The sequence below is a fragment of the Limisphaera sp. VF-2 genome (assembly GCF_049537125.1).
Lineage (GTDB): Bacteria > Verrucomicrobiota > Verrucomicrobiia > Limisphaerales > Limisphaeraceae > Limisphaera.
In genome coordinates this window covers 360119-374680 of sequence record NZ_JBMVQY010000001.1, presented here as the reverse complement: position 1 = coordinate 374680, position 14562 = coordinate 360119, and the positions used below count along the sequence as shown (strand labels likewise).

The 14562-nt window shown below is 64.8% G+C and carries 7 protein-coding genes; 4 read left to right on the top strand and 3 right to left on the bottom strand.

Going from position 1 to position 14562, the window contains the following annotated elements:
• Nucleotides 1–46: 46 nt before the first annotated feature.
• Nucleotides 47–346, bottom strand: a complete 300-nt coding sequence (locus ACPDIT_RS01245; RefSeq protein WP_423440837.1) for a gamma-butyrobetaine hydroxylase-like domain-containing protein — start codon at nt 344–346, stop codon at nt 47–49.
• Between the two features lie 890 nt (nt 347–1236).
• On the opposite strand from ACPDIT_RS01245, the gene ACPDIT_RS01240 reads away from it, so the two are divergent.
• Together ACPDIT_RS01240 and ACPDIT_RS01235 are read left to right on the top strand one after the other, a co-directional pair.
• The gene (locus tag ACPDIT_RS01240; RefSeq protein ID WP_423440835.1) at nt 1237–4788 is read left to right on the top strand and encodes a M6 family metalloprotease domain-containing protein; all 3552 of its coding nucleotides are present in this window, start codon (nt 1237–1239) and stop codon (nt 4786–4788) included.
• A 283-nt stretch (nt 4789–5071) separates the two neighbouring features.
• Nucleotides 5072–8707 (top strand): M6 family metalloprotease domain-containing protein, encoded by a 3636-nt coding sequence (locus ACPDIT_RS01235; RefSeq protein WP_423440833.1) that lies wholly within the window; start codon nt 5072–5074, stop codon nt 8705–8707.
• A gap of 243 nt (nt 8708–8950) precedes the next feature.
• Here ACPDIT_RS01235 and ACPDIT_RS01230 read toward each other — a convergent pair whose 3' ends face one another.
• A complete protein-coding gene (locus ACPDIT_RS01230) occupies nt 8951–9979 on the bottom strand; it encodes an agmatine deiminase family protein (protein ID WP_423440831.1) in 1029 nt (342 codons plus the stop codon).
• A gap of 304 nt (nt 9980–10283) precedes the next feature.
• Here ACPDIT_RS01230 and ACPDIT_RS01225 point away from each other — a divergent pair, with 304 nt between their 5' ends.
• Entirely contained in the window at nt 10284–10979 is a 696-nt protein-coding gene (locus tag ACPDIT_RS01225) for an O-methyltransferase (RefSeq protein WP_423440829.1), read from the top strand.
• Nucleotides 10980–11247: 268 nt separating this feature from the next.
• Nucleotides 11248–12624, top strand: a complete 1377-nt coding sequence (locus tag ACPDIT_RS01220) for an APC family permease (protein ID WP_423440827.1) — start codon at nt 11248–11250, stop codon at nt 12622–12624.
• On the opposite strand, the gene ACPDIT_RS01215 is transcribed toward ACPDIT_RS01220, so the two are convergent.
• Nucleotides 12609–14357, bottom strand: coding sequence for a sugar phosphorylase (locus ACPDIT_RS01215; RefSeq protein ID WP_423440826.1), 1749 nt, complete (start codon nt 14355–14357; stop codon nt 12609–12611). The two genes, ACPDIT_RS01220 and ACPDIT_RS01215, sit on opposite strands and share 16 nt — an antisense overlap.
• Nucleotides 14358–14562 lie beyond the last annotated feature (205 nt).

The following is a 14562-nucleotide window of genomic DNA, read 5'->3' as shown; positions in this document are numbered from 1 at the left end:
AGGGGGGATCATATTGTGCTCTGGCGCGTTTTGCCGGGGCCCCGGCTCATATGTCGCCGAGCCGACGCAGGTATTCGAAGCTGTAAATGCCCGTATGATGGCCATCGGCCCAGAGGGGCTGGAGTCCGTACGCGCCCACGGGTTGGATCCGAATGAGCTGAAAAGAGGCCGGTCCCAGCGGGGCCGCCGGGGCGCGATGCAGCCGGCCCAGGACATCGCGTTCCCCCTGACAGCCGGCACAGGGACAGGCCCTCCGCAGTTTTTCCAACGAAATGAAAGTCTCGGTGCCATCTGACCAGCGGATGGCGAGTTCTGTCCCAATCACTTGGATGTCTTCCGGATGCATGGCGCGAGCATGCCTCAGGCGCGCCCCTGCGTCCACTCGGCCCGGTCGCCTCACGGCCACGCCGGCTCCCGGCGACCCGGCGAGTCGTTCGAACCCATTGGCAAAGTGCCTCTCCCCGTTCATGCCGTGGCGGGGTCAGGAGCCGGGCCCTTTTCCATCACCCTCGAGGTAGAAAGGCCTTGATCGTCGGCGGCAGGCGTGCGGCGGTGCCCTGCGGGTGAGCCGACCGGGTGGTTCTTCGTCGGGGTGGAGTGTCATCCGCGGCTCCCGCGGATGTCCGCCGCCTTCCGGGAGGGGTGCCCATGGTGCCGGGTGCATCAGGTCGCTTTGGGGAAAGTTCAGCTTGGACTCGTCGCGGGATTTCCGCAGTCAGCTGGAGATGGAGGAGCCAAAGCGGGTCGCGGCCGCTTGCGATTGGACCGGCCCCGGGATCGTGTGCGCGGTTACAGGCTGCGCAGACGCGGTCGAGGTGAGAACCGGTGTCGATTGCGGCACGGCTTTGAAAAGGTATTGCCGGGCGCGGCGCAGGCGCGCCGTACCGAAGCGCCCGGATCCGCCCGAGTGGCTCGCGGGTCATTCACAGGTCTGGGACCAGCCGGAGGCTCGGTGGTGCTTCGGGCGTCTTCGGCATGGGTAAGCCGAGGCAGGGCGGCATTTCGTTGGGACTTCTGGAGTCGGGGCTCACAACCGGACGCGCGGCCCTCGGCTTGCGATGCTGGGAAAGGACTTGATGCCGCCAGAAAGGCGGGATTAATTGACCGTGATGCTCCATGCACAGCGTTGAACGCCGCAAGACTCGGTGCCGGTGGTTTCCCGGCCTGCCTTTGCCAGGGAGGTGGTTGCTCGGCCAGGGGGGACGGTGGCCGTGGTGTCTGCTGCTGGCCTGTTCTTTGGGCGCTGCACCGTTCAAGGGCACCTTTGAATTCCGGCAGCCGGACGGCACTCTCATTGTCGTGCGGGGGGAAGGCGACGAGTTTTATGCGCACTTCGAGACGCCGGACGGCTACACCGTGACTTTCGATCCCGCCCTGCGGGCCTACTGTTACGCCCGCGTGTCCCCCGAGGGCCGCCTGGTGTCCACGGGAATTCCGGTGCACCTGGCGCGGCCCGCCGAATTGGGATTGGAACCCGGCTTGCGGCCCGACGCCGCCGTCATTCGTACCGAAGCGCAGGAACGGCGGCGGCGCTGGGAGGAAGCCATGGAGATCGACGTGCGCTGGGAAACTCTCAAAGCCCTGCAACGGGCAGCTGAGGCAGGCGGGCCCGAGGATGCGCCGCCCACCGCGCCCACGCTGGGTGTGAAAGTGGGTCTCTGCCTGTTGATCGATTTTCCGGACGAGCCCGCCACCGTGCCGCGTTCCGAGATCGAGGCGTTCTGCAATGCCGACCAGTACTCCGGCTACGGGAACAACGGTTCGGTCAAGAAATATTTCCAGGAGGTATCCAACGGTCTCCTCATTTATTCGAACGTGGTGACGGTGTACGTTCGGGTGCCGCAGCCCAAGAGTTATTACAATGACGTCACGAAGGACAGCGGCGAACAGGCGAACGAGTTGATTCGTGACGCAGTGGCGGCGTTGAGGAGCCTTCCCAATTTTCAAACGGAGGTCCTGCCCATGTTGCAGGGCTTGACGGTGGACAATCAGAATCGGGTGGTGGCGTGCAACGTGTTTTATGCCGGCGACAACGGCGGGGTTTGGTCCATGGGCTTGTGGCCCCATGCGTGGACGCTGGTGAGGGTGGGAGCCCAGGAACTTTGGCCGGGCGGCAAAAAGATTTGGCGATACCAGATCAGCAACATCGGTCAGCAGCTCGAGTTGGGAACGTTTGTCCATGAGAACGGGCACCTGCTGTGCGGTTTTCCGGATCTCTATGACTACGACTACGACTCGAAAGGCGGCGCCGGAGTTTTCTGTTTGATGGGCTACGGGTCCTTTGGGCCGAATCCCGTTCAGGTATGCGCCTATCTGAAGCGTGCGGCGGGTTGGGCCACGGTCACCGACTTGACGCGGACTTCGGCCCTGTTGGCCACGGTGACGGCCACCCCCGGGCCGGGATTCAATCACTTTTACCGGTACCGCAAGCCGGGTTCGTCGACGGAATACTTTTTGATCGAAGCACGGTTCCAGACGAATCGAGATGCCCGGTTGCCGGCATCCGGGGTGGCCATCTGGCACATCGACGAACTGGGGAACCGGGACGACCAGCGCCGCGATCCCAACACCCGCCATCAGAATTTCGAGGTAACATTGATCCAGGCCGACAACCGCTGGGATCTCCATCGCAACGTGAACGCGGGAGACCGCGAAGACTTGTATTATGCCGGCAATCCCGCCTCCGGGTATCGAAACGTTTTTTCGGACGGCTCCGCTCCCGCGGCGCGGTGGTGGGACGGGACGTCCAGCGGGTTGCTCCTGCAGCACTTTGGTCAGCCGGCACCGACCATGGAATTTGTGGTGGGGAATCCCCAGCTGGCACCGCGAGTGGTTGTTGCCCCGCAACCGCAAGTGGTTCGGGAGGGGACCAACGTGGCGTTTCGTGTTCAAGCGGAGGGCATCGAGCCTCTGAGTTATCTTTGGCGCAAAGACGGCCAGCCTGTTGCCGGTGCGACCACCAGCCGGTTGGTGCTCGATCCGGTGCGCATGGAAGACGCGGGCTTGTACAGTGTCGCGATCAGCAATCGGTTTGGCGGCGTGACCAGTCCGGACGCGGAACTGGTGGTGTTACCCGCGATGAGTCTGGCGGCGGCGCTCGATGCGGAGGAGCTGGACTGGCAAACGGACGGTGCGTTTGGCTGGTACGGACAGCATTGGACCACAAGTGACGGCGACGACGCGGCAGCCAGCGGGTTTCTGAGAGACGGCGAGGTCTCCCGCCTCTGGACGGTGTTGGCGGGTCCGGGGACGCTGACGTTTTGGTGGCGAGTGTCCTCGGAACCGGGACGGGATCAGTTGCAATTCCTGTGGAATGGCACGCCGCAAGGGGTGCTTTCCGGGGAGGTGGACTGGAGCCGGGTGTCCCTGGAACTTCCGCCGGGCTGGCAAACGGTGGAGTGGATCTACCGCAAGGACGGGACCGGGCGAGCAGGTGAGGATCGGGGGTGGGTGGACAGGGTCACCTTTGTGGAGCGGCCGATGCCCCCGGTGATTCGGTCCCAACCCGCGGATCAGGGAGTTGTACGTGGTTTTCCGGTGACGCTCACCGTGGTCGCAGAGGGAACGCCGCCGCTGCACTATCAGTGGTTCCGTGAAGGCGGCCCCATTGCCGGCGCAACCGCCTCTGTTCTGGCGTTTGCGGAGATGAGCGAGCGCGAGGCCGGCAGATACACCGTGGTGGTCAGCAACCGGTATGGAACGGCCCTCACGACACCTGCAGCCGTGACGGTAACCCTGACAGGGACCACGGGGGATCATTCCCTGGGACAACGGAGTCTTCCGGCGGGCGCGACGGAGGTGGTCGCCGTGGCGGCCGGCTTGTGGCACTCGGTGGCGTTGCGTGCCGACGGTCGGGTGGTCGCGTGGGGTTACAACCATCACGGACAGTGTGAGGTGCCCTCCGGAATAACGAACGCGGTCGCGGTCGCCGCAGGGGGGTATCACAGTCTGGCCGTGCTTGCGGATGGAACGGTGGTGGGTTGGGGCGCCAACGGGTCCGGTCAGGCCAGCCCCCCATCGGGCTTGCGCGGGGTGGTCGCCGTGGCGGCCGGGCACTGGCACAGTTTGGCGTTGACCGAGGAAGGGCGGGTGGTCGCATGGGGCGATGGAAGTGGGGGACAGCTGCACATCCCGACGGGGCTCCGGGACGTGGTGGCGATAGCGGCGGGAGCGCGACACAGCCTGGCCCTGACGCGCCAGGGACGGGTGGTGGCCTGGGGCGACAATCGCAACGCATTCGGTCAGTGGGTGGGACAGGCCACCGTGCCTGCGGGCCTGTCTGATGTCGTCACGGTGGCGGCCGGTGCGTATCACAGTCTGGCGGTTCGCGCAGATGGCCGCGTCGTGGGCTGGGGGGACAATTCGCAGGGCCAGCTCGCCTTTCCCTCCGATTTGAGAGGTGCCGCCGCGGCTTCGGCGGGAGTGGAACATAGTGTGATTCTGCTGCGGGACGGGTCGGCGATTGCATTGGGAAACAATTGGCGCGGCCAGTGTGATTTGCCCGCGGGCCAGCGGATGGCCTGGGTGGCCGCGGGGGGATATCACACGGTGTATGTGTTGGAGTCGGTGCAGGTGCCGCGGCTGGTGCGCTATGGGCGTGCGGACACGGGTTTCCGGCTGTGGGTGCAAGGCTCGCCGCGCTGGCGTTATGGATTGGAATACGCGGAACGTTTGAACGCGCCGAGCTGGACGGCGCTGCCGGCGGTGCGCGGGCAGCCGGGCCTGGTGGGTTTGGAGGACCCGGGTCCGCTGCCGAGCCAGCGATTCTACCGCGTGCGGCAGGAGTAAGCCTGAGGTTCATACGTCGGGTGCGGTGCGGCGAAGGGCAGAGTGGGCTGTTCGGGCGCTGCATCGAGGCAAGAATCACCGGAAAAATTCCGTAGGGTCTTTGGGGAATGTCCAACCCGGGTTGCTGCGCCTCAACTAGCGGAGCGCGGTGGCGGGCAAGACTCACGCCCAAACCATAGAAGTTCGGGGGTCCGATTTCCTCTTGACTTGGGGTTGCAGACTCCCTACAAGCGGGGCACGGCTTTAGGTGGTGCTGTCGAAAGGAACCTTCACGGACTCTCCCATGGCTGGATTACCTCGATTCCTCGGGCGAACCCACGTGGCTGGGCTGGCTTTTGTCGTGGCGGGTTTGATGCGGGTGGTCGGTGCGCCCTTTGCGGGTGAGTTTCAGTTCCGCCAGCCGGATGGCACTCTGATCCGACTGTTGGGCGAGGGTGACGAGTTTTATGCCCATTTCGAAACGCCGGACGGATACACCGTGGTGTTCGATCCCCGCTTGCGGGCATACTGCTACGCCAGATTGTCGCCACAGGGGACCCTCGACTCGACGGGAGCCCCGGTGCATCTCGTGGCGCCGGAGAGCCTGGGTTTGGTACCCGGCCTGAGGCCCGCCATGGAGTCGGTTCGCGCCCAGATTCGGGAGCGGCGGCGTCTTTGGGAAGAAGGGATGGAGATCCAAACCCGCTGGGAGCAGTTGAGATCCCTGCACCGTGCTCGAGAGACCGCGCAAGGCGAGTATGAGCCCCCGACTTCACCCACGGTGGGCACCTTCGTGGGGCTTTGCTTGCTGGTCGATTTCCCCGATGAACCGGGAACGATTCCCCCGTCCGAGATTGAAGCTTTCCTGAACGCAGATCAGTACACGCGTTACGGCAACAACGGATCCGTCAAGCAGTACTTCCGCGATGTGTCCAATGGAAGGCTGACGTATTCCAACGTGGTGACGGTGTATGTCCGTGTCCCACGACCCAAGAGCTACTATGACGATCCAACCAAGGACGACGGGGAACAGGCGAACGAGCTGATTCGGGACGCCATCGCCGCGTTGAAAGCGTTGCCGAATTATTACACGCAGATTTTGCCGCGGTTCCAGGGACTGACAGTGGACAGCCAAAACCGAGTGGTCGCCTGTAACGTCTTTTATGCCGGCGGAAACAGTGGCGTGTGGAGCCAGGGGCTCTGGCCGCATGCCTGGGCCCTGTACAGGGTGGGTGCCCAGGAGCTCTCCCCCGGCGGCAAAAAGATTTACCGATACCAGATCACGGACATGGGGTGGGAACTTGAATTGGGGACATTCGTGCACGAAACGGGCCACCTGCTCTGCGGATTCCCCGACCTGTATGACTATGACCAGGACTCGCGAGGCGGCGCAGGCATGTTCTGCCTGATGGGCTATGGAAGCCACGCGCAGGGGGGAAAGAATCCGGTTCAGGTGAGCGCCTATTTGAAGGTGGCGGCAGGCTGGGCGACGGTGACGGATTTGACGCAGAGTTCTGCCATGCTCGGCACGTTGACCGCCGTGCCGGGCAGCGGTTTCAACCATTTCTACCGCTACCGGAAACCGGGAGTGAGCACGGAGTATTTTCTGATGGAGTGCCGTTATCAAACGAATCGAGATGCAGGGCTTCCCGGATCGGGCATTGCGATTTGGCACATTGACGAGCTGGGAGATCGAGACAACCAGAGTCGGGTGCCCAACACAAGGCATGAAAACTTCGAGGTTACTTTGGTGCAGGCGGACAACCGATGGGACCTGCACTACGATGTGAACTCCGGCGACCGCTATGACCTCTGGTACCTGGGGAATTCCTCGTGGGGCTATGCGAATGTGTTTTCCGATACCTCGGCACCGGCCGCCCGGTGGTGGGACGGGACGGCCTCCGGACTCTATTTGCATCAATTCAGTGCGCCGGGCCTGCGCATGGAATTCGTGGTGGGGAATGTGGACCTGGCCCCGAGGATTCTCTCGGCGCCGTCGGACATGGTGCTCTATGAAGGCACGAATGTGACCTTGAAGGTCACGGCTACGGGTTTGGCTCCCTTGTCCTATCAGTGGCATCGGAACGGCGCGGCGCTGGCGGGGGCGACGACCAGTGAGTACCGGTTGCAACCGGCGAGCTTCTCCCACTCGGGGCGGTACAGCGTGATGGTGTCCAACCGGTTTGGGGTCGCATGGTCACGAGAGGCTGTCGTCACGGTGGTTGCGGCCACGACGTTGGAGAACGCGTTGGATACAACCGGGTTGACGTGGCAAACGGATGGGAACGCTGCGTGGTACGGCCAGCTGTGGGTGACCAAGGATGGTGTGGACGCCGCAGTCAGTGGCGTCATCGGCCCCAACCAGTTCTCGCGCGTGTTCACGACCGTGGCGGGACCGGGGACCGTGAGTTTCTGGTGGAAAGTGTCGTCTGAACCGGGTTTTGACCTGCTGCGGTTTCTGGTGAACGGGCAAGAGTGGGCGGTCATCTCGGGCGAGATCGACTGGACAGCTCGGTCTTTTGAACTGGGGCCGGGCCATCAGACGCTGCAATGGGAATACAGGAAGGACGGTTCGGTAAACGGGGGACAGGATCGGGGATGGCTGGACCGCGTGGTCTTCGTGGCGCGGCCCATGGCGCCGGTGATCCTTGCCGGACCGCGGAGCCAGGGGGTTATGCGGGGCGGGTCGGTGACCATGGAAGTCCTTGCAGAGGGTACGCCACCCTTGTGGTATCAATGGTTGCGGAATGGAAGTCCCATTGCCGGAGCCACTGCGGCGAGGCACGTGGTGACTTCGGTGTCGGACGCGGACGTCGGCGTTTATGAGGCTTTGGTCCTGAACCCGTACGGCGTGGCTCGCAGCGCTCCGGCGCATTTGTGGTTGATCCTCGTCGGGGCTGTGGGGGACGGGTCTCTGGGACAAACCAACCTTCCGGCCGAGGCGGTGGAGGTGCGGTCGATCGCAGCAGGACTGTGGCACAGTTTGGCGCTACGGGCCGACGGGAGGGTGGTTGCGTGGGGATACAACCAGCAAGGCCAGTGCGATGTCCCGGCCGGGCTGAGCAACGTCGTGGCGATCGCCGCGGGGGGTTACCACTCTCTGGCACTGCGCAGGGACGGGACCGTGGTTGGATGGGGCGCGAACGACGTGGGCCAGTCACGTCCTCCGGGCGGTCTGAGCAATGTGGTGGCTGTTGCTGCCGGTTTGTGGCACAGCCTGGCGCTGACGGAGGATGGGCGGGTGGTGGCCTGGGGCGATAACGGCGTTGGACAGTGTGCCGTTCCGCCGGGGTTGAGCAGTGTCGTGTCCATCGCAGCCGGCGGCACCCACAGTGTGGCCCTGATGCGCAACGGGAGGGTGGTCGCCTGGGGCAACAACCGCAACGCGCGGGCCGAATGGGTGGGGCAGGCGATCGTGCCGATTCACGTGACAAATGCCGTCAGCATAGCTGCCGGCCACTATCACAGTGTGGCCGTGTTGGCGAACGGTCGGGTGGTGGCATGGGGGGACAACAGCCGGGGGCAGCTCGGGCTTCCCGCCGGTTTAACCAACGCGGTTGCGGTTTCAGCGGGGGCGGAGCACAGCGTGGCACTGCTCGCGGATGGAAAGGTTCTGGCGTGGGGGGACAATCGCTGGAGCCAGTGTGATTTGCCCGCGGGCCAGCGGATGGCCTGGGTGGCCGCGGGGGGATATCACACGGTGTATGTGTTGGAGTCGGTGCAGGTGCCGCGGCTGGTGCGCTATGGGCGTGGGGACACGGGTTTCCGGCTGTGGGTGCAAGGCTCGCCGCGCTGGCGTTATGGATTGGAATACGCGGAACGTTTGAACGCGCCGAGCTGGACGGCGCTGCCGGCGGTGCGCGGGCAGCCGGGCCTGGTGGGTTTGGAAGACCCGGGTCCGCTGCCGAGCCAGCGATTCTACCGCGTGCGGCAGGAGTAAGTGCGGGCCGCGGAACCCGAAGATGCCATCGCGGTTCCCCCGCCCGTGACCCCTTGCTGCGCAAGACCGGATGCCCCGTGAGCGTGCCAGGGCCGGGGCCCGGTTCGGCGCCGCAGCTTTTTCGAGACTGTTGCCCGGCCCCCCGGCCGGCTGTCGGGTCACGGGATGGATCGCCCGCCGCATGTCGGGCCCCGGCCTCGGGTGGCCTTGTAAGTTTGGCAGTCGCGGGACGCGGTCCCGGTCTCAAGCGGGCTGTTGCTGAGTGAGGCAGTGCAAGGTGCCGAGCCCGAGGACCAGGTCTGCCGCGTGGATCCCGATGACGGGACGGTCCGGAAAAAGTTCGCTCAAAATGCCCAGGGCGACGCGGTCCTGGGGATCGTTGAAGGTGGGAACCAGGACGGCTGCGTTGGCGATGTAAAAGTTGGCGTAGCTGGCCGGGAGACGCTGTCCCTCGAAGAACAGGGGCGCAGGCATGGGCAGGGCAATGAGCTCGGGGCGGGAGCCGTCGGGGAGCCGAAAGCCCCTGGCGATGTCCCAGTTTTCTTCGAGGATCCGGTGATTCGGATCGCGGGGATTCGGCTCGCGGACCATGACAAGGGTGTGCGGGTTGACGAAACGGGCCAGGTCATCCACATGGCCGTGAGTGTCGTCGCCCTGGATCCCCCGTTTGAGCCAGAGCACTTGTTGCACGCCCAGGTAGGATTGGAACACGGCCTCGTAATCCGCCCTCGTCATTCCGGGGTTGCGGACCTGGACTTCGGGATCGAGCAGGCATTCCTCGGTGGTAAGCAGGGTGCCCCGGCCGTTGACTTCGATGGCACCGCCTTCGAGTACCACGGGACGTCCTTTGTGGATGACGGGGAAGAGCGGTTTGCGCAAGAGGCGCGCAGCCACCACCGGGACCTGACGGTCATGGCGCCAGTTCGGGTACTTTGCCCAGCCGTTGAAATGGAACTGCAGGATCGCGTGCCGGGGGCGGGGTTCGGGGCGGCGGACGAAGATGGGACCGGAATCGCGCGTCCAGCTCCGGTTGGTGGGGTGGTGCACGAAGCGCACGCGTTGGAGCGGGCAACCGGCCTGTTGGAGATACCGGCGGGCGAGTGCTTCCTCGTCGGCATGACGCACCAGCAAATAGACGCGCTCGCCCGGCACCAGTTTGCGGATGATTTCGGTGTACACCCACCGGATGGTGTCGAGCTTGCCGGGCCAGTCGGAAGCCAGGTGAGGCCAGGCCAACCAGGTGGCCTCGTGCCGTTCCCATTCGGCCGGCATGGCATATCCGAGTTCCGAGGGCGCAGTTGTGTCCCTCGCGACCGATCCGTTCGACTTGGTGCGCATGGCGGGCCCCAGCATAGGAACGCCCGGGGGAATGCCAAGATCGGTGCGCGACACCCCGCACCACTGGCTGCGATGGCAAGCGAAGCGGGAGTCCATCGGTGCGGTCAAGGCGGGCTTGGCCCCCGGGGCCGCAAGATCGAGGTGCGGGAGGGGGGAAGGGAGATGGTGTGGGGAAACGTCGATTGCAGGATCTGCGTTTGACGTGCGGCCGCGGGATGGGGATGATGGCCCCGGTCCTATGAAAACGAGTTGCATTTGCTGGTGGGCATCGATGCTGGTGGCAGTGTGGAGCACGACTCCGGTGGTGGGCCAGCCGGGACGGGGACCGGGGCGGGCAGAGCGCGAACCGTTCGTGGCGCAGACCCTGCCGAAGGACGAGTCGGAGGAGCGGATCTTGTCCGTGATCGAGGACGTGGGGCGCAACCAGCGTCAGGGGACAATGATTGTGCCCGAGCAGGACGGTCGGATTCTGCGGGTCCTGGCGGAGTCCATCGGTGCGAAGCACGTGGTGGAAATCGGGACCTCGGTGGGTTACTCCGGCCTCTGGTTTTGTTTGGCTTTGGAGCGGACCGATGGGCGACTGACGACGTTCGAAATCGACGAGGGCCGCGCGGCCCGGGCGCGGGAAAACTTCCGGCGCGCCGGGGTGACCAACCGCGTGACCATCGTCATGGGGGACGCCCATCAGACGGTTCTGCAGCTCAAGGAACCGATTGACCTCTTGTTTTTGGACGCCGACAAGGAGGGCTATGTGGATTACCTGAAGAAACTCCTGCCGCTGGTACGGCCGGGCGGTCTGGTGGTGGCGCACAATATCACGCCGGGCATGGCGGATCCCCGCTATATTCAGGCGATCACGTCGGATCCCAATCTGGAGACGATCTTCCTCAACCTGCATGCCTCCGGGATCAGCGTGAGCCTGAAAAAGCGATGAACCCACCGGAGCGGGGTACGCGCTGCCCAACCGACAGGCAAGATACCCTCGAGCGGTCGCAGGGGTTCCGGGCCGGGCAGAATTCCACTGCACCCCCACGACCGGAAGAGATCGGGCCGGCGGCGATGCAGTCGCCCGTCTGTCCCGGTTCGGGCAGCCTGGTCGGCAAGCTTTCCCGCCCCTGGCCTGGCGCGGAGCTCCGGAGAGGAAGGCCCGCGCGGTTTGCGTCCGGACCGGAGGTCATTTGTAATTGAGCCCTGGAGGGATCATGTCCACGCCTGCGCAGCCCAAACCGGTGTTGAACCTGCTGGATTCCACCTGTTTGATCGTGGGGATCATCATCGGCGCGGGGATTTACCAGATGGCGCCCGAAATTGCCCGGGGCGCGGGTGGGCCGTGGGGACTGATGGGACTGTGGCTGTTGGGCGGGCTGCTGTCATTGTGCGGGGCGCTGTGTTATGCGGAGCTGGCCGCGGCCTACCCACGGGAGGGGGGTGACTATGTGTATTTGAGCCGCGCCTACGGATCGTGGGCGGGCTTTCTGTTCGGATGGGCACAGTTGACGGTGATCCGGCCGGGCGACATCGCCGTCATGGCCTTTGCGTTTGCCCTGTATGCACGGGAGCTTTTCGGGGCCTGGACCGCCGGCTGGGGATGGAGCGCGGAAACGACTCTGAAGGTGTATGCCTGTGCGGCCGTGGGGGCGTTGACATGGATCAATGTGCTGGGGGTCCGGGCCGGAAAATGGACGCAGAACCTGTTGACGTTGGCGAAGGCCCTGGGATTGCTGGCAATGGCGGCAGCGGCGGTGGCCGCCGGGCCGGCCGGGTCCCCGGCGGAGCAGGCGGCTTCGGTGGATCCCATTCCGTGGACGCTGGCGCTGATTTTCGTCCTGTTCACCTACGGGGGCTGGAACGAAATGGCCTACGTGGCGGCCGAGGTCAAAGATGCGCGGCGTAACATCGTGCGCGCGATGGTGCTGGGCATGGCGGCGGTGACCGGCCTGTATCTCGTCGTGAATGCGGCTTTTTTGTACACGCTGGGGTTTTCGGGCCTGGCCGGTTCGCAGGCGGTGGCGGTGGATGTGGTGCGGGCGGTTTGGCCCGAGCAGGCGGCGGCGCTGGTTAGTTTGTTGATTTGCATCTCGGCATTGGGCGCGGTCAACGGACTGGTGCTGACGGGGGCGCGGATTTCCTACGCCTTGGGGTCCGACTACCGGGTCTTTCGTTGGCTCGGCCGGTGGCATCCCCGCTGGGGCACCCCCGCCGCGGCGCTCCTGGTGCAGGGCGCGCTTGCGTTGGGACTGATTCTGGTACTGGGCGATTTTGTGCAGACCGTGTTGTATACGGCCGCGGCGGTGTACACGTTCTACCTGGGGTCCACGCTGGCCGTGTGGGTGTTGCGGAGGAAGGAACCGACGGTCGAGCGACCCTATCGAACCTGGGGTTATCCTTGGACGCCCTGGCTGTTTGCGGTGGTCTGTGGGGCATTGATCTACAGTGCGGTGACATACAAGCCGCTGCTGGCCGGGGCGTCGGTTCTCCTGATCCTCACGGGGCTGCCGGTGTGGTGGTGGAGCCGAAGAACCGCGCAGCGAACTTCCGGCACCGACCCGGCAGAGGCCGAAAGTCAGACGGGTTCTTGAAATCCCCACCAGCTTTGCCACGGCTCCAATGCCAGTTCGGTCGCACCCGCGGGGTGGCCGAGGCTGCGTCCGTCGGTTCCATCGAAGCATGTCACTGGCAGCCGGTGCCAGGAGGTGGGCAGGGAACACCTCACGGGCCGGGGAGAAACGTTGTGGAGACAAAGTACCGCGTGGCCCGAGTCGGGGTCGAGCCGTTCGATCACAAACAGGCGCGGGTCCAGATCGTGGATTTTGAAGGGCGCGGCCGGGGCGAATGCGGGCGAGGCTTTCCGCAGGCGGAGCCACCGGGCCAGGGTTTGGTACACGCGCGCGGGCAGATAGTCAGGGCGATCCAGTTCCCGCTCGAGGGTGCGGCGCTGCAGCTTTTGCCGGTTGATGCGGCGCGGGATGCCGGACGCCAGCGCTCCCTCACGATCGCCCCGGGATCCGAAGAGCGAGTGGAAGTACAGTGCGGGCATCCCGGGCAGGCTCAACACAATGGCATGAGCCGTGGCAAACTTGCGGACGGCGACCGGGTCGGGTTCACGGGCCGGCGGCGGACTCAGTGCATCCAGGTAGTTGATGTTGAGCTCGTAGGGGACCCGGGATCCATCGGGCGTGGCTCGTTCCGAGACAAAGCCCCCTGCCTCGCGGGTCAACCGTACCAGCGAGTCGATCGCGGCGGGGGCCAGAATGCCCCGAGCGGGGTTGAGTCCGATGCCGTCGTGCGAGGCGAGGTAGTTGAGAAAGGCGGTTTCCGGGGACGGCGTGACGAGTTGGCGAGCCCACTCGGTCAGCTCGCGGGCCTGGCCCGTACGAAAGCTGTGGAGCACCAACGGGGGCAGCGCGAAATTGTAAACGAGATGGGCCTCATTGGTGCCGTTGCCAAAATAGGCAACGTTCTCGGCATGGGGAACGTTGGTCTCGGTGACGAGACGGACATCCGGGGCCAGGTCTGCCAAAAGCGTGCGGAAGAGTTGAACGATCCGGTGGGTTTGGGGCAGGTGGAGACAGGACGTGCCGGGTTCTTTCCAGAGGAAGGCGACCGCGTCCAGGCGCAAAAACCGGGCGCCGTGACGGACGTATTCGAGGAGCACGCGAAGCATCTGCAGAAGCACGGCGGGTTGCCGGTAGTTGAGATCCACCTGGTCGGCGCTGAACGTGGTCCAGACACGGCGCAGGCCGGTCGGCGTGGAGAACGGGGTCAACAGCGGGGTGGTACGGGGCCGGATGACGGCGGTGAGGTCGGGCTCGCCCTCCACGGTGACGTAGAAATCCTGATAGGCCGGATCGCCTTCCAGGAACCGCTGGAACCACTCACACCGGGTGGAGGTGTGGTTGCACACCAGGTCGAACATGAGGTCGAACCGGTCGCCCAGACGTTCCACGTCGCTCCAGCGCCCGTATCGCGGGTCGACCGCCAGATAGTCCACCACGGCAAACCCGTCGTCCGAGGTCCAGGGATAGAAGGGCAGAAGGTGAACCGCGCTGACGAGCCCCCGGATGTGTTGGTCGAGGAATGCTCCGAGGGCACTCAGTGGGGAAAGCCCGTCGTCGAGGACCTGGTCCGCATAGGTGATCAACAGGCTGTCATGCTGGGTGAGGGGCCGGTATGGCCGGGGCGGCACGGTGGCGCGGTAGGATTCCAGGAGCTCGAGGAGCGCGGGAATGAGCCGGGGGCCCCGGGAAGGACCGTAGAGGAAGGCGAGATGATCGCCGACCTGTTTCTGGAAGTCAGCTTTGGGAGAGGTCATGGAGGTGCGAGGGGTGGAGGACCGGGCGTGGAAGAGGCCGGGGCCATTCAGGGGACCGCCGCGGATTCCCGACGACCGACGCCCGGCGGACCGGCGAGAGTGCAGGAGGGAGGCCGGCCGACCCGAAGGGCGCAGGATTGCCGGGGTGGCTTCGCATTTGACGGTGTGCCGGGCTTCTCGTAGCGTTGGCACTGCCTGATTTATT

Excerpts from the sequence above, each read along its gene's own strand:
- ACPDIT_RS01235 (WP_423440833.1), top strand. The coding sequence starts at position 5,072 with ATGGCTGGATTACCTCGATTCCTCGGGCGAACCCACGTGGCTGGGCTG.
- ACPDIT_RS01215 (WP_423440826.1), bottom strand. The coding sequence starts at position 14,357 with ATGACCTCTCCCAAAGCTGACTTCCAGAAACAGGTCGGCGATCATCTC.
- ACPDIT_RS01225 (WP_423440829.1), top strand. The coding sequence starts at position 10,284 with ATGAAAACGAGTTGCATTTGCTGGTGGGCATCGATGCTGGTGGCAGTG.
- ACPDIT_RS01230 (WP_423440831.1), bottom strand. The coding sequence starts at position 9,979 with ATGCCGGCCGAATGGGAACGGCACGAGGCCACCTGGTTGGCCTGGCCT.
- ACPDIT_RS01245 (WP_423440837.1), bottom strand. The coding sequence starts at position 346 with ATGCATCCGGAAGACATCCAAGTGATTGGGACAGAACTCGCCATCCGC.
- ACPDIT_RS01220 (WP_423440827.1), top strand. The coding sequence starts at position 11,248 with ATGTCCACGCCTGCGCAGCCCAAACCGGTGTTGAACCTGCTGGATTCC.